This window comes from Pseudoalteromonas sp. XMcav2-N (assembly GCF_024124545.1).
GTDB lineage: Bacteria > Pseudomonadota > Gammaproteobacteria > Enterobacterales > Alteromonadaceae > Pseudoalteromonas.
On record NZ_JAMXSF010000019.1, the window covers coordinates 1 to 22,304 of the forward strand.

Sequence of the window (22,304 nt, forward strand, 5' to 3'; positions counted from 1 at the left end):
AACTATGATGACATTCTGGATCAGGTCAGCGAAGCATGGAATGCGTTTATCTCATGTGCTGACAGGGTGAAATCATTGTGCTTTAGGGACTGGATAAATCTGACCAGTTAATTATTCAAAATGGTATTACTCAGCACTGAAAAACAGGTTTAAATGGATCCCGCATCGTGTGCGGGATGACGACGGAGTTGTTGTTGGAAGTATGGTAGAGCTGGGTAAACCTGGAGCCGCTGCAGGAAAGTCACACCGTACGTATGACAAATACACCGAAACAAACCTACTCAGCACTGAAAAACAGGTTTAAATGGATCCCGCATCGTGTGCGGGATGACGACGGAGTTGTTGTTGGAAGTGTGGTAGAGCTGGGTAAACCTGGAGCCGCAGCTGGAAGACCACACCGTACGTATGACAAATACGCTGGAACAAAGCCGAGAGAAAGGTTTAAACAGATCCCGCATCGCGTGCGGGATGACAACGGGGTTGTTGTTGGCGGTGTGGTAGAGCTGGGTAAACCTGGAGTCGCTGCAGGAAAGCCACACTTTACGTGTAGTAAATACGCCGGCTCAAACATACTGCTTGTTTTCATGATGTATAGAGCGATTTATGGCGAAGTGTCATGTATTTCTCCATTCATACAAATCCACACTATCGTCATCCCGCACTTGATGCGGGATCTTCTAACAGGCTACACCGTGAGTATGATTTGCACTGAAATTCGACAATCATTGTCAGACTTCAAACAGAAAAGCTCGAATCGAACGAGTTAGGCTTTTTTGCTATGTGCGTTTTAGCTTAAAGATTTTTTAGTTGATATCGCCGACATTTCTCCATTCAAACAGGTCTACACTACCGTCATCCCGCACTTGATGCGGGATCTTCTAACAGGCTACACCGTGAGTATGATTTGCACTGAAATTCGACAATCATTGTCAGACTTCAAACAGAAAAGCTCGAATCGAACGAGTTAGGCTTTTTTGCTATGTGCGTTTTAGCTTAAAGATTTTTTAGTTGATATCGCCGACATTTCTCCATTCAAACAGGTCTACACTACCGTCATCCCGCACTCGATGTGGGATCTATAAACAGGCCACACCAAGTGCATGGCATTGGCTCCTTACCAAACACACTAACGAGTCGGGCCTGGTTCAACCTCAGAACAACGACAAAGCAAGAGTGGAGTTGGGTCTAGCATAAGTTGCTGTTCGAACAAGCCGCAGGCACTGCAAACTCAGTGCCTTAACGGAGGTTAACAAAATATTTGCCCCTATTTTCAATAAATTTAAATCACCCAAGTTTCAAACTCTCATGCGTTCAATTTCTAATGACCTCAGACTTTAGGGATTAAAATACCTTTATTGTTATTTAATGTGAATTAAAGCTCCTTTATGTCGCGCTATAAATCGGCTTTTTTGAAATAAATATGCTTGATCTGATGTTTTCGACCATGTTAAAACATAGGCAATTCATCAACAGGACCAATGCCCACATGCAAATTATTACGTTGTCACTATCGCTTAACCTCTTGCTGCTTAGCTGTAAGAGCGGGGCGTAGTTGCGCGTAAGGGCAGCAACACGATAAACCCCGCACATTGTGCGGGGTTTTTTTATGCTTAAACGAGGACATCAGGTATGCAAGACAAGGTTTGGATATTCGACACAACATTAAGAGATGGAGAGCAGGCGCTTAAGGCCAGCCTGACTGAAGAAGATAAAATTCTACTCGCGCATACCATTAGTCGTTTAAATGTTGATGTGATGGAAGTTGGGTTCCCGGTTTCAAGTCCGGCGGACTTTCGTGCGGTACAGCGCATTGCCAGAGAAATAAGCGGTCCGAGCATTTGCGGTTTGGCTCGGGCTGTCAGCAAAGACATTGAAGCCTGTGGAGAAGCCCTGAGACCCGCGGAGAAGCGGCGTATTCACACCTTTATTGCGACTAGCCCATTGCATCTTGAGCATAAGCTGAGAATGTCCCTGGAAGATGCAACCGAGATGGCGGTGAAATCTATCAAGCTGGCGCGCAACTATACCGATGATGTGGAGTTCTCCTGTGAGGACGCCAGTCGAACCCCGTTTGATGATTTGTGTCGCGTTGTTGAGCGAGCCATCGACGCCGGAGCCAGCACCATAAACCTGCCTGATACAGTGGGCTATGTAACACCTGATGAATATGCAGCAATGATCCACCATATCCGAAACAATGTGCCAAATATCGATAAAGCACGACTCAGTGTACATTGCCATAATGACCTAGGCTTGGCCGTGGCAAACTCGATAGCGGCTGTTCAAGCTGGTGCCAGACAGATTGAGTGTACCATCAATGGCATTGGTGAGCGTGCCGGTAACTGCTCATTAGAAGAAGCAGCCATGATCCTGAAAATGAGAGAAGACCACTTACAAGTAGGCTGTGATATTCGCAGCGAAGAAATATACCGGGCATCACGTCAGGTTGCCAAGATCTGCAATATGCCGGTTCAGCCAAATAAAGCTATCGTGGGAGAAAACGCCTTTGCTCACAGCTCTGGCATCCACCAGGATGGTGTATTAAAAGCTCAAAATACCTATGAAATTATGTCTCCGGAAACCGTTGGCGTGCCAAATAACCAGTTGAATATGACGTCACGCTCCGGTCGCCATGTTATTGAGCATCGTCTGAGCGAACTAGGCTATCAAAAATCTGATTATGATATGGATTCACTCTATGAGAGCTTTTTGGCATTGGCTGATCAGAAAGGCACAGTATATGACTACGACCTTGAAGCAATGATCCACTTTAATCAAATTACTGATAAAGACAGTTTTTACCAGCTGCAATTTGTGAATGCGTCGTCGAATTCTCAGTCTATTGCCAGCGCAACCGTTGGGATTGCAATGGGTGAGCAACTAAAGCAGGAAGCAGCCACGGGAAATGGTCCGGTAGAAGCAGCATTTCTGGCACTTGAGCGGATCACCGGTAAGGCCATTGATATCGTTGAATACAACCTGGATGCAACCGGTCAGGGGGCAAGCTCTCTGGGTCAGGTCGATATGATAGCCAAATATGATGGACGTCAATACCATGGTACCGGACTGGCTGCGGATGTTGTAGAAGCCTCAGTGCACGCCATGATCCACGTTTATAACTTAATTCACCGAGCCGCCAAGGTCTCGAGTTTGAAACAACAAAGGAAAGCAGGATGAGTCAATCAAATTATCAGATAGCCGTATTAGCCGGAGATGGTATTGGACCAGAGGTCATGGCAGCCGCTGAGCTGGTGCTCGATAAAGTCAGTGAAGTCTTTGGTATCAGCTTACAGCGCCAACACCATGCTATCGGTGGTGCGGCAATTGATGAATATGGCGTCGCGTTGCCTCCAGCAACATTGGCAGCCTGCGAAGCATCGGATGCGATTTTGTTTGGTTCAGTCGGCGGGCCTAAGTGGGAACATTTACCGCCTCAGGAGCAGCCTGAGCGCGCTTCTCTATTACCGCTGAGAAAACACTTCGGTCTGTTTTGCAATCTGCGCCCGGCTCAATTATTACCAGCACTAAGTGCAGCCTCTCCGCTGCGGGCTGACATCAGCCAGCAGGGCTTTGATATTTTGTGTGTTCGCGAGCTAACTGGCGGTATCTATTTTGGTGAGAAGGGTCGCGAAGGGTCGGGGCCAGATGAAGCGGCTTTTGATACTCAGCGTTACAGTCGCCAAGAAATTGAACGGATTGCACGTTTTGCGTTTGAAGCGGCAAGGCTGCGCAGTAATCGGGTTACCTCGGTTGATAAAGCCAATGTGCTGGCATCGAGCGTGCTGTGGCGTGAAGTCGTATGTGAGGTAAGTAAAGACTACCCGGATGTAGAACTGGATCACATCTATATTGATAATGCTGCGATGCAACTGGTTAAACAGCCGGGGCAGTTTGATGTGCTGCTGTGTGACAACTTGTTTGGCGACATTCTGTCGGATGAGTGCGCCATGATCACCGGTTCCATGGGTTTGCTACCGTCAGCGAGCCTGAATCAATCGGGTTTTGGTCTGTATGAGCCAGCCGGTGGTTCTGCCCCTGATATCGCAGGTAAAGGCATTGCCAATCCAATCGCACAGATCCTCAGTGCAGCGCTGATGCTACGTTATTCATTGGCACAGGATGAAGCGGCAAGACGTATTGAAAAGGCAGTGGCGGAAGCCGTCGCCGCTGGCGTGGGCACACCGGATATTTACCCGGAAGCTGGCTATACCACTTTGGACGTCGCTCATGCAATTGTTGAGCGAATTTAACCTAATCTCAGATTAACAACAGGATGTAGCAAGTGGCACACACATTATATGACAAAATCTGGCAGGCGCATGTGGTCGCCAGTATTAACGAACAAACCGATTTACTGTATATAGACAGACATCTGGTGCATGAAGTCACCTCGCCTCAGGCGTTTTCCGGCCTGCGTGAAAAGAACCGCAGGGTGCGCTGCCCGCACAAGACCTTTGCGACCATGGATCACAATGTGTCGACCAAAAGCCGCTCTATCGATGCGGCGAGTGAAGTCAGCAAAAATCAACTTCAGGCGTTAGCAAAGAACTGTCAGGAGTTCGGCATTGAACTTTATGATCTGAACTCAGTGAATCAAGGCATAGTACATGTGATGGGACCTGAGCAAGGGATCACTCTACCAGGCACGACTATCGTGTGTGGCGACAGCCACACCTCAACACATGGTGCTTTTGGTGCACTGGCCCATGGCATCGGCACCTCTGAAGTGGAGCACGTGCTGGCAACTCAAACGCTGCAGCAGAAGAAAGCCAGATCACTGAAAATTGAGATCACTGGCAAGCTACGGCCAACCGTAACGGCCAAAGATCTGATCATGGCCGTGATCGGCAAACTGGGCACGGCCGGTGGCACAGGCTTTGTGGCGGAGTTTTGTGGTACAGCCATAGAAGCTTTGTCGATGGAAGCACGGATGACTCTGTGTAACATGAGCATTGAAATGGGTGCTAAAGCCGGATTGATCGCCCCGGATCAGATCACCTACGATTACCTGAAAGGCCGCCCTTTCGCGCCACAGGGGAAAGACTTTGAACAGGCTGTCGCCTATTGGCAAACCTTGCATTCAGATCCTGATGCAGCCTTCGACAGTGAAGTGATCATCAGTGCTGACGAGATCCAGCCACAGGTAACCTGGGGCACCAGTCCTGAGCAAGTGATAGGGATTGATGAGACAATTCCCGATCCGGAAACTGAACCGGATTTAATTAAAGCCGAGGCTATGCGCAGTGCACTGCGTTACATGGGTCTGCGCGCGGGCCAGAAACTGACGGATGCCAAAGTAGATACGGTGTTTATAGGCTCGTGTACTAATAGCCGCATTGAGGACTTGCGGGCCGCCGCTCAGGTCGTTGCGGGTAAACAGGTGGCCAGCGGTGTTGAAGCTTTGATTGTGCCAGGTTCTGGTTTGGTAAAACAGCAGGCTGAGCAAGAGGGTCTGGCGGATATCTTCATGGCGGCTGGGTTTGAGTGGCGAGAGCCGGGGTGTTCCATGTGTCTGGCAATGAATGACGACCGTCTGGGGATGGGTAAACGCTGTGCTTCGACCTCCAACCGAAACTTTGAAGGACGTCAGGGGCGCGGTGGCAGAACTCACTTAGTTAGTCCGGCGATGGCCGCAGCGGCTGCAATTGCAGGTCACTTTACCGATATTCAAGGAGAGCGGGTATGAGCGTATTTCATCGCGGATTATTGGCGCCGCTGGACAAAAACAATGTTGATACGGATCAGATCATTCCAAAGCAATTTTTAACCTCAACCAGCAGAGAAGGGTTTGATAAGGCGCTCTTTTTCGATTGGCGCTATACAGACCAGGGCGAGCCGGATCCGAGCTTTATTCTGAATGCGCCGCAATATCAGGGTGCCAGTATCTTGTTGACTCGAGATAACTTTGGGTGTGGCTCCTCTCGGGAGCACGCGCCATGGGCATTAAAACAATATGGTTTTACTGTGATTTTGGCACAGAGTTTTGCCGATATCTTTTTCAACAACTGTGGCAATAATCAGATGCTTTGCATTAGTTTGCCTGCGAGCACGCTGGATAGCTTGTTTGGCTTGTGTGAGCGCCAGGCAGATATTCAGATTGAAGTTGACTTAGCACAGCAGCAATTGCGCAGTGAGTACTTTGCCCCGATTACATTTGATGTTCGCCCGGACATTAAAGCGCGGCTTCTCAGTGGTCTGGACTTTATTGGTGAGACTGAGCAATTGAACGCCCAGATAGAGTCGTTTGAACAACAGCTTCAGGCTGCACGTCCCTGGCAGTAGCTGTTTGATCACCGCATTTAATTGGCAAAGGCCGCTAAGTGGATTACGCTGCGGCCTTTATTATTTTCCAGGAACCTAGATATGAAACTTGTTTATGCAGCTGCTTTGCTGGCCAGTGGTACAGTCATGGCACGTCCGGCACCGTTAGTCTCTATCCCCACGCATGATGCGTTTTTTGACCACATTAAGCAACATTGTGGTAAAGCGTATGAAGGCAAAGTGACGGTCGACAATCAGGGACCCAGTGCGTTCAGTGAGGCGCGTTTGATTATGCATGTGCGCCGTTGTAACGACCGGGAGCTGCAAATCCCGTTTCATGTTGGACAAAATGCTTCGCGCACTTGGATCATTACCAAGACAGGCAGCGGTCTGAGCCTGAAGCACGACCATCGTCATAAGGATGGCAGTGATGACGATTCAACTATGTATGGTGGCCACACCGTCGATGCGGGCTACAACAACGTACAGTCTTTCCCGGCAGATCAGTACTCAAAAGAGTTGTTTGCGAAGCGCGGTATTCCCCAATCTATGGGCAATACCTGGCAGATGTATATTTACGATGAGCGTTTTACCTATCGCATGGTAAGAGAAGGGCGTGAATTCCGGGTAGACTTTGACCTGACCAAACCGGTTAAGGCACCCAAAGCACCTTGGGGGTACCAGGATTAACACAGCGGTCTTGCAGGCTTAGTGCGAGGCACTGAGCTAAGCAAGTGGCATCACTGCGGGGTTTCACACACCGCACTTCAACTTGCAAGTCAGGCTCATACGGCCTGGGATAGGTGGGTAGTCGATCAAAGCCCTGAATGCCCTCGATCACTACCAGTTGTGGTAATTGACCCTGACACAAACGTTGGCTGTGTCTTAGTAAAAACACACTTTGTTGCAAAAAGTGCTGATAACTATCCGATTTTATCTGTAAATAGTAGTGGTCGTCATTATACTTAGTTTGTTCGTAGTGCACTTTGTGATCGAAGTCGTAAAGCTTTTCGACTACGCCATTGGGCGGAGGTGTGTGGCTACTGCAGGCACTGACCAGTAAAGAGAATGCGGCCAGAAGAGGTAAGCGCCGTTGTTGTTTGAGTGACCGAGTTGTCTTAAAACAGAAGTGTGGCATACAAAACCTGCTAATCCATTATCGTCTTGCTTGAAGTGTAACATATTTAGGAGGTGCACTTGTTTGCGCAATTGAGAAAGTTCATTAATACCCTGGCTGAGCAACCCGACTCTGATCAGGCTCCCGATTTTACCACTGCATTGGCAGCGCTGATGGTTGAAATTATGCGTGCAGACGGTGAAGTTCATGCTGATGAGTGCCATATGATAGCGCGGTTACTGACCCAGCACAGTGGGATTTCCACACAGGCCAGTGAACTGATCCGCGATCAGGCGATTGAAATGGTGAATGAAGCCATAGATTTACATCGCTTTGTACGAGTCGTGAATGACCATACTGGTGAGCTTGAGCGTATCGAAGTGATAGAACTACTTTGGCTGGTTGCTTATGCCGATGGTCGCCTGGACCCGCATGAAGAACATATGGTCAGGAAGATTGCGGGTCTGCTCTATGTAGCACATGCCGATTTTATCTCGGCGAAACTCACCGCTCGCCAGCAACTCAAGCTTGCTGACTAGTGGGTAAGCTGCGCCGTCCCCAACTCGGTTTTGCAAGACTGAATAGCTTCCTTAATCAGAAAGTTAACCAGGGTTGGGGAAATACAATACATCTGAGCAATTTCTTTTTGCTTTAACCGACCATCTCGGTAAAAGCTCACCACATTTTGGTGACGTGTTGAGAGCTTAGCGATGGTGTGGTTTACCTTCTCTGACATTTGCTCGTCAATGAAGCGTGTCTCAATGTTGGAATCTTCATCATCAAAGTGTTCGCCGTGTACGGACTCCATATCAACCAGACTTTCCCGACTCTGCTTACGCAGCATATCGATAGCAATGTTTCGTGCAACCTGATAGCAAAAGCTCTTGGAGTTTTTAACCTGGCAGTTTTGACAGGCTGACATGCCAGACAGGCGAATAAAGGTGTCTTGTAACGCATCCTCAGCGAGATAGGGGCAACGCAGAATATTATTCAGATAAGCGAGTAGCTTGGCTTCGTTTTCTGCAATGACATTTGACCACTTTTCTTGCGACTGCGGCACGGTAATTTCTCCTGATGTATTTGATTTAGATCCGTTATAACGAATGATAATAGTTATCAGTTGCGCATTATTTATATTTTGTATTCACAAGTCAAGTGTGTTTCTGGATGTTGTAGCAAATATTGCGAAAGTGCGTTCTGCAGGATGTTGGCGGGCCTAACGCTCTGTGGATTGATGGTGATATGGCGATTACGTTTGTGTTTGAATATTAAATAATTGCCATGGCAATGATCTCCGAGCCTAACACTATTTGGTTGCCTGCCCTGTTTTTTTTAATCTTTTATGACGTCTACAAGGAGAGCATATGACGAACTCTATCGTCATATGCTGCTGTGTAATTAATAACCAAAAGGATTAATATGAACTTTTTTAAGTTGAGTATGGCTGGTTTATCAATCTGTATGGGGGGTGCTGTTACTGCTGAGCAAGCTGCCCCTGCACCAACGCATTTTAACGCTCAGGAATCTGTTAGGATCACTCGCACGCATTTGGGTATTGCACACGTAAAAGCAGATACTTTGTATGGGCTTGGATATGGTAATGCCTTTGCGCAGGCTCAGGATCATGGCTGCATACTGGCCGATGGTTATTTACGCCAGCGAGGAGAACGGGCGAAATACCTGGGGGCACACCGCTGGGGCCAGGATAATTACTATTTATATTCAGATATCGGGTATCGGATCCTGGATTTGCCGGGGCGTGTCGCGCAACATTACAATCAGATGTCAGATAACAGTAAGGCGCTGGCGGAAGGCTTTGCAGCCGGGTATAACCACTTTCTGAGCGAAGTCGCAGCAGGTCGTGAAACACTGGATCAGGCATGCCGGGATCAGCCCTGGGTTAAACCCATCACTGCACATGACGTTGTCTCTAGTTTAATGCTGATGAGCGTACAGGGCAGTTTAGGACGTATGTTACCAATGCTGATTCAAGCTGCACCACCTCAGTTTGACAGTCTGAGTGGGGTTGATGTAGTGTCAGAGTCTGTCGGCGATATTACTCAAGGTTCCAATGGCTGGGCACTGGGCCAGGCGGTTACAGCTAACGGGCGAGGCATGGTTCTGGCCAACCCGCATTTTCCGTTTCATGGTAACTCTCGTTTCTGGACACATCATGCAACGGTCTCGGGAGAGTTGGATGTTATGGGCGCGTCTGTCGTTGGTGTCCCCGGCGTTGTGAACATTGGCTTCAACCGCAATTTGGCCTGGACGCACACCTTTTCCAGTGCCTTGCACCACGTATTTTACCGCTTGACGATGGACCCGAATAACCCGCTTCGTTATCAGTACGAAGGACAGTGGCGCGATCTACAAACCCGTCAGATTCAGATCCCGGTCAAAACCGCTGGTGGGATCGATACACACGAGCACACTGCTTACGCAACCCATTTTGGTTTTCTTTTGGAAGACACACAAAACTTCCCCTGGCAAGGGAGTGTTGCCTTTGCAGTCCGTGATGTAAATCTGGAGAACTTTGAAGCCATAGATCACTGGCTCGCTTACAATAAGGCTGCGTCAATAGATGAACTAGCAGCAGCGTCAGCACGTTACAACGGGTTATCCTTTAACAATACACTCGCTGCTGACAGATTGGGAGACACGTTTTATACCGATGACTCTAACGTGCCAGACTTGTCACCTGTGGCATTGGAATGGCTGCGCACCGATCCATATACAGCCGCGGTGTTTGCGTCGACGGGCCAGGTTGTATTGCCTGGTGATCGCAGTGATATGATATTTAATGGTGCCATCGACTTAGATAAGTCTCCTTCTCTCAGGCGTCGCGATTATGTACAAAACTCCAATGACTCATTCTGGTTAACCAATCCGGAGCAACCCATCCGGGATGTGTCTCCCTTATTTGGCAAGGTAGATGCAAAGCAATCAGAGCGAAGCCGATATGCACATGAGCTGCTTAATACGCAGCGTGGCCGGGATGGTCGTTTCGACCTGTCTGAACTGGAAAAAGTCATACTGGGCAATGGCAGTTATTACGCTAATCAACGAGTGGTGGTTGGCGGCCTGTGCCAACACTATGCCGGTCAAACTCTGGTGTTAAGTGAGCAAGTCAGCGCTCAGGTGGACCCTATCTGTGCGGCATTTGCACAGTGGGATGGCCAATTTAACCTGGATTCTAAAGCCGCCCACCTTGCCCGAGAGTTTTTTAGAGAGCTGGACACGAGCCAGGACTTTGTTGTGCCATTCGATGCAACTCAGCCAACCACCACGCCACACACCCTGAAAAGTGAGCGCATTATTCTTGAGAAGCTGCTGCGTGCTGGTGTCAATTTACAACATTATGGATTCGCACTGGATGCGCCTTACGGCGAGATCCAATACCTGCGCAAAGGAAGCGAACGGATGGCCTGGCCTGGTCCTGATCACAGCAGCGGTGGATTTAACATGTTTGCCCCGGCTAATGGCATGGATCTCACCAGCTTTGCCAAGCCCGCTCGTGCGCCTCTGACCAGCATAGTTGACGGTCAGCCATTGTGGTCTGAATTAACCCGTGACGGTTATGAGGTTAACTATGGCTCCAGCTGGATGATGGTAGTGGGCTTCGATTACTGGGGGCCTGTGGCCAAAGGCTTATTGCTTCATTCTCAAAGTGCTAACCGCGACTCAGTACACTTCAGTGACAGTAGCCGGCGCTATGCTCAGCAAGGCGGTCTGATCACCTTGCCATTTTATCCCTGGCAAATTGCGCTCAGTGCAATCAGCAGTACCAAACTGATTGTGAAAAAAGACTAAAAAACCCAGGCTGTCGCGCGTCACTATGCCGACAGTCTGATTTTTGGAGAATATGATGAGCTTTGACAATGAAAATGGCACCTTCAAGGTATTGGTCAACCACGAAGAGCAATATTCACTCTGGCCCAGCTATAAAAGCGTTCCGGGTGGCTGGAAAGACGTGGGTGTGGAAGGTGATAAAGAGACCTGTCTGGCCTACATCAATGAACACTGGACCGATATGCGTCCACTCAGCCTTCGCCAGGCAATGGAGCAGTAACTCTTCTGTAGCGTATTGTGACGGGTATTGAGGTACTCATTGTGATGCGCACCTGGCTAATACAGGGGATTGTATGCCCCTGCCTCCCTGTCTGTATGTTTTACGGAGTATCCCATGACCGCCACGACGATAATGGATCAGCTTGCCCGCCATGCTGAGCAAAAACCTCAGCAAACAGCATTAGTTTGTGTGGATAAAAAAGCCCATACCCGCTGGAGCTATCTGGCTCTTTATGAGCAGAGTGTATGGCTTGCGGGCCACCTTCAGGCGCATGTAAATGCAGGTGACAGAGCACTGATCTTAATGGACACAGGTATCGAGTATGTCACCAGTTTTCTTGCCTGCCAGTATCTGGGTGTGACTGCCATTCCGAGTTTTCCACCCGAGTCGACGAAAGCACAACATATTGCCCGGACAGTGGGTATTGCAGAAGATGCCAGTGCAACACTGGTTCTGACGACCAGCCGCTTTGCTGATACGGTTTCAGCTATGTGTGAGTCTCTGAGCGAAGTGGTGGTGCAGGTGGTTGATGAGCTGACGGGGGATGCGCCAGCAGCGCCGCGCCATCCGGCACTTAGCGATGAAATTGCGTTTTTACAATACACGTCTGGCTCAACAGCTAAGCCTAAAGGGGTGATGGTCAGTCATGGCAACTTGTTAGCCAATGAAGTTGCCATTGCTGAACGAATGCAAACCAGCGAAAAAGACGTCTCGGTGAGCTGGCTTCCGCTCTTTCATGACATGGGACTTATCGGTGGGTTATTACAGCCTATCTTTACCGGTTACCTCCTTGTATTGTGCTCGCCACGCTATTTTATGGAACGCCCGGCGCGTTGGTTGCAGCTGATCAGCGAGTATGGAGGTACTATCTCCGGGGGGCCAGACTTCTCATATCGTCTTTGTCTTGAGCGTGTGCGTGAAAAACAACTGGAGGGGCTCGACTTAAGCAGCTGGCGTGTCGCTTTCTCCGGCGCCGAGCCGATCCGCCACGATACCTTACTGGATTTTGCAGAGCGTTTTGCACCTCAGGGCGTGAAAGCGTCTGCCATTTACCCGTGCTATGGGTTGGCTGAGGGCACCTTGATGGTAACTGGTACAGAAGCCGGCGGCGGTGCGGTCATCCGTGCGTTCGATAATCAGGGGTTAGCAGAAGGGCAAGCGAATCAGGTTGAGGCCAGAGACCTCCGTGATACCGACGCTTATAGCCATCAGGTGGGCTGCGGCAGGCCTGCCAGCGAACATATAGTGCGGATCACTTGCCCGCAATCGCAGCGTACACTGGCTGACGGAGAAATTGGTGAAATTTGGGCTGCGGGGCCGAGCATTGCCTTGGGGTACTGGCAAAATGAGCAAGCGACGCAGGACACGTTTGTTGAGTGCGAAGGTAGACGGTGGTTGAGAACCGGTGATGTCGGCTATGTTTTTGACGGCCAGCTTTATATTTCTGGCCGACAAAAAGATTTGATCATCATGAATGGCCATAACGTCTATCCTCAGGATATCGAACGAGCCATCGAAGCCGAGCTAAGTTTTGTGCGCAAAGGGCGCGTTTCTGCCTTCCCGGTGCCCAGCAAAGAAAGTGGCGAAGGGATTGGCCTGGCGATTGAAACCAGTAATAGCTATCGCAATGACACACCTGCTGAGCAAACGGCATTGATTGTTCGCGACTTTATTACCGAGCAGTTCGGTGCCTGTCCTGAACTGATCTTGTTGTTAGATCAGGGCGGCCTGCCTAAAACGTCCAGCGGCAAGCTGCAGCGCAGCGCCTGCCTGAAATTGCGAAATGCAGGTGAACTGGCCAGTTATGGTGATTTTAATCTCATCCAGTTGCAAACACTCAACACCGCCTCGTCAGGTGCGGATATGTCGCACTGGGATGCGCTAACGCAGCAATTGGCTCAGCACTGGCAAAGTGTATTACGTTATCCGGTAAATCATGATGATGCCGATTTCTTCGCGCTTGGTGGCAGTTCAATTAAAGCCGCTCAACTGCTGGCCTTGATCCAAAATGAGCTGGACTGTCAGCTTGAACCCAGCAGTCTGTTTGCGGCGCACCGTTTTGCAGATTTCTGTCAGCTGGTCAGAGAAGCAAAGGCAACACCTGGCATTCAGCTCGTGGCGTCACAGTTGGCCGATTATCCGCTGAGTACCCAGCAACAAAGGCAGTTGTTCTTATGGCAACTGGAACCGCAAAGCTGTGCCTATCATATTGGTGCCACTTTGGAGTTGCAGGGGAGTATTCAGCCTGAACTGCTTAAACAGGCGTGTGCCAAAGTGCTTGAATCACAACCGGCTCTGCGTCAGGCGTACTTCAAAAATGCAACGGGTCAGTGGCGTCAACGCACCACTGAGCAGCCATTGCAGTGGCAAGAGCACGATATTAGCAATGCCGCCGATCCAACAGCGCAAGCTCAGACAATACAACAACAAATTTCGCAGCAACCTTTCGCACTGGACAAGGGTGAAAACTTCCGGGCAGCTTTGATTTCGCACTCTGAACAGCATCATAGGTTTGTGCTGGTTATGCACCACATTGCCAGCGACGCCTGGAGTTTTGATTTGATCCTGGCGGAGGTCACCCGTCAGTACAATGCATTGTGTGCCAACGCACCGAGTATGCAGACTCAAAGTGATGCCATTCACTACGGAGATTTTGCCCTGTGGCAGGGAGAGTGGCTGGGATCTGAGCAGGCTGCAACTCAGCTGGCTTATTGGCAGCAAAGGTTGGATGGTCAGGGAGATGAAGAGCTGTTCGCGCCAGAGCGAGCGCGAGGCGCAGATCTGACTGCGCCACTGGGCGTGATGCAATTTACACTGGACCACAAACACACCGACAAGCTGCAACAACTGGCACATGACAACAATGCGAGCCTGTTTATGTTATTACTGAGCAGTTTGCAGGTACTGTTTTACCGTGTCAGTGGCAAACGCCAGCCGCAGATCGGGGTTGCAGTGGCAAACCGAAATCTGGCTCAGCTACACAATTTGGTTGGCTTTTTTATCAATACCCAGGTGATCCGTGGCGCAGTTGCGCCGGAACAAAGTTTTGTTCAGCTGCTCAGAGCGTGTAAGACTGCGGCACTTGAGGCGCAGCGTCATCAGGACTATCCGTTTGAAAAGTTAGTGGAAGTACTCAACCCGCACAGAGCTTTAGGGCAGACGCCTTTATTCCAGGTGATGTATAACCATCTGGAGCAGGACGTGACAGATGTGCTGGCCTTAGCGGGTACGATAACGACCAGCGCACAGTCTTTGCAGCAGCAGGCCCAGTTTGACCTCAGTATTGATTCCCGACTGGATGGTCAGGGACAGCTGACTATCGAACTACAATACAATCAGGCATTGTATCAGACATCGACCATTGCCCGATTGTGTGATGCATATCAGCAGTTACTCAACCAGTTGCCACAGCAGGCAGAGCTGGCCATAGGAAACTGGTCATTGCAGGCCGAGTTGGCGACTATGTCGGATGCTGCAGTGGGGCCACAGGTGGTTGCGCAGGCCGGAAACTGGCTGAGTGCAATCAGTGAATATGCCAAGCAAAACCCCGATGATACCGCGGTGATCTTTGAAGATCAGCACTACAGTTATGCATGGCTGGAGCAGACCGCGAACCGACTGGCCAATGGTCTTGTTGGCAATGGCCTTTCAGGTGAAGTGGTTGGTATCATGCAGGCGCGTAAGCCGCTGATGCTGGCCTCGGTGCTGGCCTGCCTCAAAGCCAATGCCGCTTACTTACCACTCGACCCGAATTTCCCGCAAGCCAAACTCACTCATATGATAGACGACAGTGGCTGTGCTGCTGTACTGGGTGACAGCACGCCCTTTGCGCTGTCTGTGCCGGTGATTTCACCGGTCACTTTACTGAGCGAGTACCACGAGCATAGTCAGTCGCCTGAGTGGTCTCATCATTCATATTCACTGGCGTATTTAAATTACACCTCAGGCTCGACCGGCCAGGCCAAAGGCGTAGCGATTGAGCATCAGGCGCTGGCGAGCTATATCGGCTCGGCGATTGATTTTATCAATTTAACGCCTGATGACGTCGTGTTGCAGTTTGCCACCATCAATTTTGATGCCTTTGTAGAGCAAGTGTTCCCAAGCTGGACGGTGGGTGCAACCGTGGTGCTGCGAGGTGATAGTTTGTGGGATGCAGAGACCTTGTATCAGCAAGCTCAGCGTCACGGTATATCGGTTATGGACTTGAGTGCTGCCTATTGGCGCAGCATTGCCGCCAGTTGGGCGCGTATTGCTGCAACAACTCCATTGTCACTGCCGCGGCTGCGACAGGTTCACTCTGGTGGCGAGGCCATGTCTGAACAGGGGATATCGGACTGGCGACAAGCCGGTCTGGGTGACGTCCGCTTGCTCAATACCTATGGGCCCACTGAGATAGTTGTTGAAACGGCGATTTACGACTGCCGGGCACTGGCTCCCGGAGAATCCGTGCCGCTGGGACATGCACTGAACGGGCGTCGTCTGTACGTACTGGATCACAACCTGCAACCGGTCGTGAACGGTCAAGTCGGCGAACTGTATATAGGCGGCGAGATGCTGGCGCGTGGATATTGGCAACGTGCCGCTCAGACCGCGACGCGCTTTATTGCAGATCCGTTTACCAATGACGGAGGACGTATGTATGCAAGTGGCGATCTGGTCAGCTGGCAAGCCGGTGCACTGCACTATCATGGGCGTAGTGACCATCAAGTGAAAATTCGTGGTTTCAGAGTTGAGTTAGGCGAGATTGAAACGCGTCTGACGCAGTTACCCGATGTAACCGCAGTCGTTGTGATCACCCAGCAGCAGGCGCAGGCGCTGAGCCTGATCGCCTATGTGCAAAGTGAACGTCACAAAGATGCAGAGTATGCGGCTAAACTCAAGCGTGCTTTGGCTGAGCAGTTGCCAGAATACATGGTGCCGTCACATATTGTGGTGCTGGCACAGCTGCCCATTAACGCCAGCGGCAAACTTGAGCGGCAACAGCTGCCTAAGGTCCAGGCTTCACCCAGCATGGTCTCGAATACGGCCAGTAGTGACATTGAGCTGGCACTGGAGACGGTGTGGCGCAAACATCTGGCCACGGAGCAGCTGGATCTGAATGCCAATTTCTTCGACCTGGGTGGCCACTCGCTATTACTGATGGCTGTGTATGATGACTTAAAACCTCAGTTTAGCCAGCTGCAGCTGACCGATTTATTCGCCTATCCCAGTATTGCCAGCCTGGCAGCCTACCTGGAACAGTCCGGGACGGTTGCGTCACAAACAAGTAGCACCCAAAGTGGTGCCAAACAGCGTCGCGGCATGGGCGCCGTCGCCGCTCGCAAACGAAAAGCAAGAGAATCATAAACATGTCAGAACATGAGTATAGTGAACTGGATATTGCCATCGTCGGGATGGCGGGACGTTTCCCCGATGCGGATAACGTCGATGCCTTATGGCACAACATTCGCGCCGGACAGTGCGCGGTACAAAGTTATGACGACGAGGCATTGCGTCGAGCCGGGGTGAGCGAATCCGACCTTACGGACCCAGATTATGTCAAGCGTGGTGTCCCGTTTGAGCGACTCGCGCAGTTCGATGCCGAATTCTTTGGATATACACCGAAAGAGGCTGAGCAACTGGATCCACAACAACGCCACTTTCTGCAAACTTGCTGGCATGCAATGGCTCATGCCGGGTTGCCACTGGGAGAACAAACGGGTGTATATGCCGGGTGTGGTGTGCCTGCCTATCTGATGCAAAATTTATTACAGGGTCAGTCACGTGATATCACCAGTTTACTGGCGCTGACCAATGGTAACGACAAAGACTCACTTGCTACCCGGGTCAGTTATGAACTGGATCTGAAAGGGCCAGCCGTCACAGTACAGACTGCCTGCTCTACGTCTTTGGTTGCTGTTCATATGGCCTGCCGTGCCCTGCAGAATTTTGAGTGTGACTCTGCCCTGGCTGGGGGAGTATGGCTGAATTTGGCGCAGGATCAGGGCTATCATGCGCCTGCGGGTGGTAGCTTGTCACCGTCGGGTCAGTTGAGTGCGTTTGGTGAGCAGGCCGATGGTATTCTGATAGGCAGCGGCAGCGCGGCCGTGGTTCTCAAGCGTTTGGCGGAAGCTCAGCAAGAGGGTGATCACATTCTGGCTGTGATCAAAGGCTCAGCAATCAATAACGACGGTCGTGATAAAGTGGGCTACACTGCCCCCAGTGTGACAGGGCAGGCCAACGCCATCATGGCGGCACTGGAGTTTGCAGATATTGAACCGCACAGCGTTGGTTATATCGAAGCACATGGCACGGGTACTGAGTTGGGCGACCCGATTGAAATCGCCGCACTGAGCCAGGCATACGCCAGCGATACAAAACAGTACTGCGCCATTGGCTCTGTTAAAACCAACCTGGGCCATCTTGATGCGGCGGCAGGTATCACAGGCCTTATCAAAGCGGTTCAGGCCTTGCGCCACCAGGAGTTGCCGCCAAGTTTGCACAGTCAGCCGCTGAACAGCAAAATTGACTTTGCGAACAGCCCATTTTACGTCAACGATACACTTAAGCCCTGGCAAAGTAATGGACCACGGCGCGCTGCGGTCAGCTCATTGGGCATGGGGGGCACCAATGCCCATGTGATTTTGCAGGAGTATACGCACCAGCAGACAAGTGAAGTAAGTGCATCAACGCCGTGGCAAGTGTTACCGCTGAGTGCCAGCAGTCAGGCCGCCTTGATGCGTCAGACGCAAGCGCTGGCCGATGCGCTGCAGCGTACCCCTGAGCAATTTGCCCAGCTTGCGGCTCAGCTGCAACACAAGCGCAGTGCTCTGGCTGTACGCTATGCGTGTGTGGCTGACAGTGCTGAGCAGGCAATTGCTCAGTTACTACGTGAACCGCAAGGTGACAAAGCGACGGCGCCGCGATTGGCTCTCATGTTTTCAGGGCAGGGCTCTCAATATGTCACTATGGCTCAGCCTTTATTGCGTGATGTGCCTGCCTTTAAGGCGGCATTTGATGAGGTGATGGCACACTTCCCGGACGCGCTGAGAGCCGAACTGAACAGTGTATTTAGCCCAGCAGACAACGAGATCCTGACGGCCAATCAATTGCTCAATCAAACTCGGATCACTCAGCCTGCTTTGTTTGTGGTGGCTTATGCAACTGCGAAAGCCTATCAAGCACACGGTGTTCGCATCACGGCGATGCTGGGACACAGTATTGGGGAATATGCTGCGGCCTGCCTGGCGGGTGTGATGACCCCGGAGGTGGCAACACGCTTGGTGACTGCGCGTGGAGAAGTTTTGCAGAGCATGGCACCTGGCAGCATGCTGTCGGTCATGGCTGATGGCAAGGCGGTTGCGCCTTACCTGCATGAAGAGCTGGATATTGCGGCACTGAATAGCCCGACCAATACCGTTGTCGCTGGTACCCGTGAGGCAATAAAATCACTCCAGGGCGAGCTCAAAGCGGCGGATATTGCGACCACCCGACTGCATGTCTCTCATGCCTTCCACAGCCATCTGACTGAAGCTGTATTACCTGAGTTTGCGGGTACGTTAGAACAGGTGTTGAGCACCTCACCACTTCAGGCGCCACACACGCCGTTTGTGTCGAATGTGACAGGCACCTGGATCACAGCAGAGCAGGCTTGTTCGGCTCAGTACTGGTTAGATCATATCCGCCAGCCCGTTAATTTTGTGAGTGGTGTCAGTGCGCTGGCTGAGCGATGTGATGTGCTCATCGAAGCCGGACCCGGGGATACTTTGCAAAAGCTTGCCAGACAGACTTTGGGCGACAGTGTGGTTGCACTGCATTCGGTGTCTCATGCGCGCGATCTCAAAGCGCCGTTACCGCCATTTGCTAAAACCCTTGGCAAGCTTTGGCAACTAGGGTGTGCCATCGACTGGTCACAGGTAACAGTGCGTCCGCACGGTCAGGCGAATATTTTGCCTGACTATGTGTTTGCTGATACCGAGTTTTGGGTTGAGCCCAAGCCATCAGAGGCCGTCGCATTCTCAGCAGACAATGCACTGAATACCGAGCCTCAGCTGTATGTGCCACAATGGCAACAAGTGGTTGAGCTTGCGCATACTCACCGTGATTTACAGGATAAACATCTGCTGCTGATCGCGGTGGATACGCCACTGGTCAGTCAGCTGAGTGAGGCCTTGAATCAGGCTGGGGTAAAGGTCACTCAGGTTTGGCAGGGGGAGACCTTTAGCCGCATCAACGAACAAGCTTACCGACTTGATTTGGGGTCGACCGAGCAGTTGGCGCAACTTGGTGAGGCCATTGGGTCGTTCGAACAGGTCATTGATACACGTCTGACGGCAGCGCTTTCGTCAAACACACTGGGATACAACTTACTTCTACCCGTGTTGCAGTGGGTGCTGTCTCTGGGCGGACGTCCACTCAGTGTACTGGCAAGCGATCTTTTTAACGTGTTAGGTGATGATACCGTCAATCCGGCCAAGGCCTCAGTACTTGGGTTAACACGTGTGGCACCGCTGGAAGAGGCACAGCAAGGTTGTCAGGTGTTGGCACTCACCGAGACGATGGTAGCCAGTCCGACTCCTGCACTGATTGCCGCACTCCGGGAAGATTTAGCCCATGCCCGTGGTGAAATAGCCTATCGTGGTACACAACGATTTACCCAGTCTCAGTGCGCTGTGCGCAACCAAACAGGCACAGTGAAAGCGACGACAAAGCCGCAACACACCTTGATCACCGGTGGGTTAGGTGGCGTAGGTCTGGCACTGGCAAAACACCTGGCGCAACAGGGCCATAGTTTAGTCTTACAGACTCGTCAGTCCTTAGCTGACAGTACACAGTGGGCGCAGCTGGCGGAAGATGAGCAGCAAACCCCACAGCAGCGTGCGCGTTATCAGCAACTACTCGACATTTATGCCCAGTGCCCGCAGCTGCTGGTACTCAGTGCCGATGTCACCGATTTAGCGTCTATGCGTGCGGCGTTCGACGCGGCATCAATCCCACTTTCTTCTATATCTCAGGTGATACATGCTGCCGGGCTACCAGGCGGTGGGTTGGTTACTCAGCAAAGCGCAGAGCAAGTCCTGCAGAGTACAGCTGCGAAAGTACAGGGAACGCAAAACCTGCTGACCTTGTTCGCAGAGTCTGAGCTGGACACTATGGTGCTGTGCTCTTCTTTGGCTTCCGTACTCGGCGCCATGGCTCAGAGTGATTATTGTGCAGCAAACAGTTATCTGGACGCCGTCGCGCAGCAGTCACATCCTTTTGCAGTGAAAGTACTGAACTGGGATGCGTGGCAAAGTACCGGTATGGCTGCCAATATTGAGTTGGCAGATGGGCTGGGTCTGACGCCAGGTGCAGCTTGTCAGTTGTTCGATAAAGCCATCGGTGTTGCACAGCCGCAGGTGTACTGCGCCAGCACTGAGTGGACACAACTTGTCAGTGCAACACGCGCCACCGAGCAGGCTATTCTCACGCGCTTAAACAAGCCAAAAGGTCATGCTCGCCCGGAGCTGGCGGTCGAGTTCGAAGCACCGGAAAGTGAACTGGAACATAAACTGGCTGCTTTGTGGGCTGAGTATCTGGGCTTTGACGAAATCGGTATTTTTGACAGCTTGCTGGAGTTGGGGGGGGATTCTCTGGTGGCCATTCAGATGCTGGCGAAGGCCAAGCAAATGTTCAGTGTTGAACTGGAACCTGCCGCCTTTTTCGAAGATCCGACCATAGATAACCTGGCATATATGATTGAAGAACAGCTGGTGGCTCAGCTACAGCAATAATTCAGTTTGGTCAGATATCTTATGACGGTCTCCTGGTGAGGCCGTTTTTGCGTTAAAAAAACACCAATAGCGAGCGTCTTACAGATGCACTGTGCAACCGATGTACAGTGCGAAGATAAATAATAATCTGGATAAATGATGAAAACACTGAACTTGATATATATCTGCTCGCTACGCAATGCGGCGGCCGATCAGGCCGGACGTATGGTTGAGTACAAAGGGGAGCAGCGCTACATGATGTCTCCCCTTGAGCATCTGGTGGAGCAACTTAATACAACCTCTTTGGGTCAGCAGTACGCTCTGAAAGCCGTTATTTTCGATGATGATCTGAGTCATGGACCTGATCAGCGCAAGCTGCAAGACTATGGCCTGGAGCGAGGAACCTCAAAAGGTCCCTGGATCTACCCGGAGTCACTTAACATTCAGGGGCAGCCGGTGGATGAGCTACTGCAGAATATTCCATCGAGCTATCGCAAAACACCGCTGAATTCACCTGAGCGGGTGGCAGGAAAAAAAGAGTTTGAAGCACAACTGGAAGCGCAGCTGGATGCACTTGAGGCCAATGTTGTTTTGCTGGATGGACTCATCCTGATCCTGGACGACTTAGCCAGTACACACAGCAAATACCACAATAAAATAGTGAATATTCACCCGGGGATCACGCGGGCTGATTCACCTTATCAGCGTCGCGGTGCGACCGCGACTTTGGATGCGCTTTACGGGGCACGTGGTCAGAAAGTCATTAATTGGGCGACGAGAGAAACCGTAAGTGTGCCGGTGATAGATAAAACAGGGGCTTCCTTCCACTATATTGATCAGGGGATCGATTCAGGCCCGGTGATCACCGATGTGATGGATACCCATATTAATCCGGACGATACCATTATCGAGATGCGCTGGAACAACTTTCAGCAGAGCCTTTTCCCCGCCATGATCAATGGCCTGAAGTTACTGGCAGAGCAACGCTTACCCAAGTCTGTAGCAGCTGACGCTGAGCCTGCCTGATAGTAACAAGGTAATGGGATGTGCCCATTGCCTTTCTTCACCTGCAATTTGTCTGAAAAACACACTTTACAGAGTTCGGCTCTTGCGTTTGGTTTTGTGA

The 22,304-nt window shown here is 51.0% G+C and carries 13 protein-coding genes; 11 read left to right on the forward strand and 2 right to left on the reverse strand.

Annotated elements, in window-relative coordinates; all coding sequences use genetic code 11:
* Positions 1-1,629: 1,629 nt before the first annotated feature.
* From leuA to NH568_RS20100, 5 genes are all read left to right on the forward strand, one after another.
* Positions 1,630-3,177, forward strand: coding sequence for a 2-isopropylmalate synthase (leuA, locus tag NH568_RS20080; RefSeq protein ID WP_253050268.1), 1,548 nt, complete (start codon positions 1,630-1,632; stop codon positions 3,175-3,177).
* Positions 3,174-4,250 carry a 3-isopropylmalate dehydrogenase gene (gene leuB, locus NH568_RS20085; RefSeq protein ID WP_253050270.1) on the forward strand — a complete coding sequence of 359 codons (1,077 nt, stop codon included), beginning with the start codon at positions 3,174-3,176 and terminating at the stop codon, positions 4,248-4,250. Before leuA ends, leuB begins: the two co-directional genes overlap by 4 nt.
* Before the next feature lie 32 nt (positions 4,251-4,282).
* On the forward strand, positions 4,283-5,686 hold the full coding sequence (gene leuC, locus NH568_RS20090) for a 3-isopropylmalate dehydratase large subunit (RefSeq protein WP_253050272.1): 1,404 nt from the start codon (positions 4,283-4,285) through the stop codon (positions 5,684-5,686).
* Complete coding sequence (gene leuD, locus NH568_RS20095; RefSeq protein WP_253050274.1) at positions 5,683-6,282, forward strand: 3-isopropylmalate dehydratase small subunit; 600 nt, start codon at positions 5,683-5,685, stop codon at positions 6,280-6,282. Before leuC ends, leuD begins: the two co-directional genes overlap by 4 nt.
* Before the next feature lie 81 nt (positions 6,283-6,363).
* On the forward strand, positions 6,364-6,951 hold the full coding sequence (locus tag NH568_RS20100) for a hypothetical protein (protein WP_253050276.1): 588 nt from the start codon (positions 6,364-6,366) through the stop codon (positions 6,949-6,951).
* Here the strand turns inward: NH568_RS20100 and NH568_RS20105 are convergent.
* A complete protein-coding gene (locus tag NH568_RS20105) occupies positions 6,914-7,399 on the reverse strand; it encodes a hypothetical protein (protein WP_253050278.1) in 486 nt (161 codons plus the stop codon). The two genes, NH568_RS20100 and NH568_RS20105, sit on opposite strands and share 38 nt — an antisense overlap.
* Before the next feature lie 53 nt (positions 7,400-7,452).
* Here NH568_RS20105 and NH568_RS20110 point away from each other — a divergent pair, with 53 nt between their 5' ends.
* Complete coding sequence (locus NH568_RS20110; protein WP_253050287.1) at positions 7,453-7,917, forward strand: TerB family tellurite resistance protein; 465 nt, start codon at positions 7,453-7,455, stop codon at positions 7,915-7,917.
* On the opposite strand, the gene NH568_RS20115 is transcribed toward NH568_RS20110, so the two are convergent.
* Positions 7,914-8,438: a sigma-70 family RNA polymerase sigma factor gene (locus NH568_RS20115; protein WP_054014964.1), complete on the reverse strand. Its 525-nt coding sequence runs from the start codon at positions 8,436-8,438 to the stop codon at positions 7,914-7,916. The two genes, NH568_RS20110 and NH568_RS20115, sit on opposite strands and share 4 nt — an antisense overlap.
* A gap of 359 nt (positions 8,439-8,797) precedes the next feature.
* Here NH568_RS20115 and NH568_RS20120 point away from each other — a divergent pair, with 359 nt between their 5' ends.
* From NH568_RS20120 to NH568_RS20140, 5 genes are all read left to right on the forward strand, one after another.
* Positions 8,798-11,188 carry a penicillin acylase family protein gene (locus NH568_RS20120; protein WP_253050289.1) on the forward strand — a complete coding sequence of 797 codons (2,391 nt, stop codon included), beginning with the start codon at positions 8,798-8,800 and terminating at the stop codon, positions 11,186-11,188.
* 52 nt (positions 11,189-11,240) lie between these two features.
* A complete protein-coding gene (locus NH568_RS20125; RefSeq protein ID WP_269465264.1) occupies positions 11,241-11,447 on the forward strand; it encodes an MbtH family protein in 207 nt (68 codons plus the stop codon).
* A 114-nt stretch (positions 11,448-11,561) separates the two neighbouring features.
* Entirely contained in the window at positions 11,562-16,793 is a 5,232-nt protein-coding gene (locus tag NH568_RS20130; RefSeq protein WP_253050291.1) for a non-ribosomal peptide synthetase, read from the forward strand.
* A gap of 2 nt (positions 16,794-16,795) precedes the next feature.
* A complete protein-coding gene (locus tag NH568_RS20135) occupies positions 16,796-21,199 on the forward strand; it encodes a type I polyketide synthase (RefSeq protein ID WP_253050293.1) in 4,404 nt (1,467 codons plus the stop codon).
* A 138-nt stretch (positions 21,200-21,337) separates the two neighbouring features.
* Positions 21,338-22,204, forward strand: a complete 867-nt coding sequence (locus NH568_RS20140; RefSeq protein ID WP_253050295.1) for a formyltransferase family protein — start codon at positions 21,338-21,340, stop codon at positions 22,202-22,204.
* The last annotated feature ends 100 nt before the right edge of the window (positions 22,205-22,304 follow it).

Excerpts from the sequence above, each read along its gene's own strand:
- leuA (WP_253050268.1), top strand. The coding sequence starts at position 1,630 with ATGCAAGACAAGGTTTGGATATTCGACACAACATTAAGAGATGGAGAG.
- leuB (WP_253050270.1), top strand. The coding sequence starts at position 3,174 with ATGAGTCAATCAAATTATCAGATAGCCGTATTAGCCGGAGATGGTATT.
- leuD (WP_253050274.1), top strand. The coding sequence starts at position 5,683 with ATGAGCGTATTTCATCGCGGATTATTGGCGCCGCTGGACAAAAACAAT.
- NH568_RS20100 (WP_253050276.1), top strand. The coding sequence starts at position 6,364 with ATGAAACTTGTTTATGCAGCTGCTTTGCTGGCCAGTGGTACAGTCATG.
- NH568_RS20105 (WP_253050278.1), bottom strand. The coding sequence starts at position 7,399 with ATGCCACACTTCTGTTTTAAGACAACTCGGTCACTCAAACAACAACGG.
- NH568_RS20120 (WP_253050289.1), top strand. The coding sequence starts at position 8,798 with ATGAACTTTTTTAAGTTGAGTATGGCTGGTTTATCAATCTGTATGGGG.
- NH568_RS20125 (WP_269465264.1), top strand. The coding sequence starts at position 11,241 with ATGATGAGCTTTGACAATGAAAATGGCACCTTCAAGGTATTGGTCAAC.
- NH568_RS20130 (WP_253050291.1), top strand. The coding sequence starts at position 11,562 with ATGACCGCCACGACGATAATGGATCAGCTTGCCCGCCATGCTGAGCAA.
- NH568_RS20135 (WP_253050293.1), top strand. The coding sequence starts at position 16,796 with ATGTCAGAACATGAGTATAGTGAACTGGATATTGCCATCGTCGGGATG.
- NH568_RS20140 (WP_253050295.1), top strand. The coding sequence starts at position 21,338 with ATGAAAACACTGAACTTGATATATATCTGCTCGCTACGCAATGCGGCG.